Source organism: Microbacterium sp. H6 (genome assembly GCF_003314775.1).
Lineage (GTDB): Bacteria > Actinomycetota > Actinomycetes > Actinomycetales > Microbacteriaceae > Microbacterium > Microbacterium oxydans.
The window spans coordinates 7,214-10,385 of the sequence record NZ_QOAY01000057.1; the positions used below are offsets into that span (position 1 = coordinate 7,214).

At 66.9% G+C, this 3,172-nt stretch carries 3 protein-coding genes and 1 pseudogene; 1 reads left to right on the forward strand and 3 read right to left on the reverse strand.

Annotated elements, in window-relative coordinates:
* The first annotated feature begins 276 nt into the window (after positions 1-276).
* A complete protein-coding gene (gene cycA, locus DSP71_RS03515; protein WP_113680369.1) occupies positions 277-1,746 on the forward strand; it encodes a D-serine/D-alanine/glycine transporter in 1,470 nt (489 codons plus the stop codon).
* 17 nt (positions 1,747-1,763) lie between these two features.
* On the opposite strand, the gene DSP71_RS03520 is transcribed toward cycA, so the two are convergent.
* The 3 genes and pseudogenes from DSP71_RS03520 to DSP71_RS03530 all read right to left on the reverse strand — a co-directional run.
* Positions 1,764-2,189: a DUF2871 domain-containing protein gene (locus tag DSP71_RS03520; RefSeq protein WP_046748596.1), complete on the reverse strand. Its 426-nt coding sequence runs from the start codon at positions 2,187-2,189 to the stop codon at positions 1,764-1,766.
* A gap of 147 nt (positions 2,190-2,336) precedes the next feature.
* Entirely contained in the window at positions 2,337-2,960 is a 624-nt protein-coding gene (locus DSP71_RS03525; protein WP_046748595.1) for a response regulator transcription factor, read from the reverse strand.
* Positions 2,957-3,172, reverse strand: a pseudogene (locus DSP71_RS03530) (sensor histidine kinase); the annotation flags it as partial. The pseudogene DSP71_RS03530 and the gene DSP71_RS03525, both read right to left, overlap by 4 nt.

A 3,172-nucleotide genomic window follows, 5' to 3' on the forward strand; every position in this document is an offset into this window, starting at 1 on the left:
GACCGACGACGATGGCATCGGCGAACTGGTACAGCTGCTGCACCACGTTCCCGAGCAGAAGGGGGATGGAGAAGGCAAGGATGACGCGCCACGGGCGGCCCGTGGTGAGAGAGGTGGCCATGAAGGAGCGGCTCGCAGAACTGGGGGGTTGATCGGGGGTGCGACAAGCCTATCGAATCGATTCGGCGCGACGGAATACCGTATCTCGATTCCGAGCATCGCGCGGTCGACGGGTACCTTCGGATCGACGCAGTCGACGACGACCGGAGGAAGAAAGTGACCGAGCAGTACACGGGGGAAACCGGACGCGAGCGCGATGTCGCCGCAGACGGAGAGGAACAGCACCTGCGGCGCGCACTGAGCAACCGCCACATCCAACTGCTCGCGATCGGCGGCGCCATCGGCACCGGACTGTTCATGGGCAGCGGCAAGACCATCTCGGTCGCGGGCCCATCCGTGATCTTCGTCTACATGATCATCGGCTTCATGCTCTTCTTCGTCATGCGGGCGATGGGCGAACTGCTGCTGTCGAACCTGAAGTACAAGTCGTTCAGCGACTTCGCGAGCGATCTGCTCGGCCCGTGGGCGGGGTTCTTCACCGGCTGGACCTACTGGTTCTGCTGGGTGGTCACCGGAGTCGCCGACGTGATCGCGATCGCCGGCTACACGGACGCACTCATCCCCGGAATCCCGCTGTGGATCCCCGGCATCCTCGTGATCGTGGTCCTGCTCGCCCTGAACCTGCCCACCGTCGCCGCGTTCGGCGAGATGGAGTTCTGGTTCGCGCTGATCAAGATCGTCGCGATCGTCGCGCTCATCGTGACCGGACTCGTGATGATCTTCACCGGGTTCCAGCACGACGCCGGCACCGCGAGCTTCTCGAACCTGTGGGACAAGGGCGGCATGTTCCCGCACGGATTCATGGGCTTCGTCGCCGGGTTCCAGATCGCCGTTTTCGCCTTCGTCGGCATCGAGCTCGTGGGAACCGCCGCGGCCGAGACCAAGGACCCGAAGCGCAACCTCCCCAAGGCGATCAACGCGATCCCGATCCGCGTGCTGCTGTTCTACGTGGGCGCGCTCATCGTGCTGATGGCGGTCACCCCGTGGACCGAGTACGTGGCAGGCGAGAGCCCCTTCATCGCGATGTTCGCCCTCGCGGGTCTGGGCATCGCCGCGACCGTCGTGAACCTCGTGGTGCTGACCTCGGCCATGTCGAGCGCCAACTCCGGCATCTACTCGACCTCGCGCATGGTGTTCGGACTCGCACAGGACGGCGACGCCCCGCGCATGTTCGCCCGCCTCTCCCGCCGCCGCGTGCCGCAGAACGCGCTGTTCCTGTCGTGCATCCTGCTGCTCTCCGGTGTGGTGCTGCTGTATGCGGGCAAGGACATCGGCACGGCCTTCGACATGGTGACCACGGTCTCGGCGCTGTGCTTCATGTTCGTGTGGACGATCTTCCTGTGCAGCTACCTCGTGTACCGGCGCACGCGCAAGGACAAGGTCGCCGCATCGACGTTCCGGCTGCCCGGCGGCGTGTCCATGGTCTACGTCGTGCTGGCGTTCTTCGTGTTCATCCTGTGGGCGCTCACGACCCAGCCCGATACGTTGACCGCGCTGCTCGTGACACCGATCTGGTTCGTGGTGCTGTTCGTGGCGTGGCTGTTCGTGCGCCGCTCACCGAACCACCTGGCGCGGCATGCGGCACACATCGCCCACCTGCGCGACGATTCGGTGGAGGCGGACTGACGGTTCCCCGTTTCGAATCAGGCGACGGCCGGCTTCGGGACGAACAGGCGCTTGCGGAGGGCGAGGAACAGCAAGATCATGCCGGCGCTGAGGAGGATGTGGCCGAGGCCTGCGATGCCGGCGATCATGCCGCTCGACTCCTGGCCGAGCACCGTGAGGCTGCCGTGCCAGATCATCATGGCCGTCGTGAGCACGAGGCCCGCGTTGTACAGCCAGAAGAACCAGCCGAACAGGCGGCTCTCGGACAGCGTGAACGCTTTCTCGAGGAGCAGGACGATCAGCAGGACGACGAAGCCGAGCACGAGCAAGTGCGTGTGCACCAGGCCGAGCTGCGTCGACTCGCCCTCGGGGAAGTCGTTGATCTTGGTGAACTCTCGGTAGAAGAGTCCGGAGGCGACGCCCACGAGCATGTAGGCGAACGCGGCGGAGAAGAGGCGGCGCATCGGAATCCTTTCGGTCTGATCCCAGCCTCGCCGGGGTGACCGTTCCGGGGATCCATCGAACGGTTGAGAACGGGCCCGTCGAGGGCGCAGCCGTTCGAAAGACCCAGCCGCTTAGAGGACCCAGCCCGTTCAGAGCAGACAGACGGCTCAGAGCAGACCGGTGTCGTGCGCGATGGCGATGGCACGTGCGCGACTGTCGGCACCGAGCTTCTCGAACACGTGCACGAGGTGGGTCTTCACGGTGGCCTCCGTGACGAACAGGGTCTTCGCGATCTCGCGGTTGGATGCTCCGGTGTCGAGCAGACGCAGCACCTCGAGCTCCCGGTCGGTCAGGCGCACCCGCGGCGCACGCATCACCCGCACCACCCTCTCGCTGAGCTCGGGGGTGAGCACAAGCGCCCCCGACGCCGCCTGGCGGATCGCGCGCGCGATGTCGTCCGGCGCCACATCCTTGAGGAGGTAGCCCGCGGCTCCCGCCTCGATGGCTCCCAGGATCTCGGCGTCGCGGTCGAACGTCGTCAGGATCAGCACCGCGGGTGCCGGTTCCTGCGCGCGGAGGGCGGCGGTCGTCTGCACGCCGTCCATGCCCTCGCCGAGCCGCAGGTCGCACAGCACGACGTCCGGATGCAGGTGCCGCGCAAGGGCCACGGCCTCCTCACCGGATGCCGCTTCCCCCACCACCTCGACGTCATCGCGATGGTCGAACAGCGAGCGCACGCCGGCCCGGACGATGGGGTGGTCGTCGACGAGCAGCACGCGCACCGCGGTCATCCCTCCCCTCCGTTCCGTCGCCCCTGAGCGGTGCCGCCGAGGGGGATGTGCGCCGAGAGCGCGGTGCCGTCTCCCGGGGCGCTCTCCACGTCGAGCCCTCCGCCGAGTTCCCGCAGGCGCGCGCGCATCGAACGCAAACCGTAGCCACCACCCGTGCTGCCGACGCCACCCTGCGCGTCCCGCTGCCGGTCCCACTGCCGCGCGTCGAAACC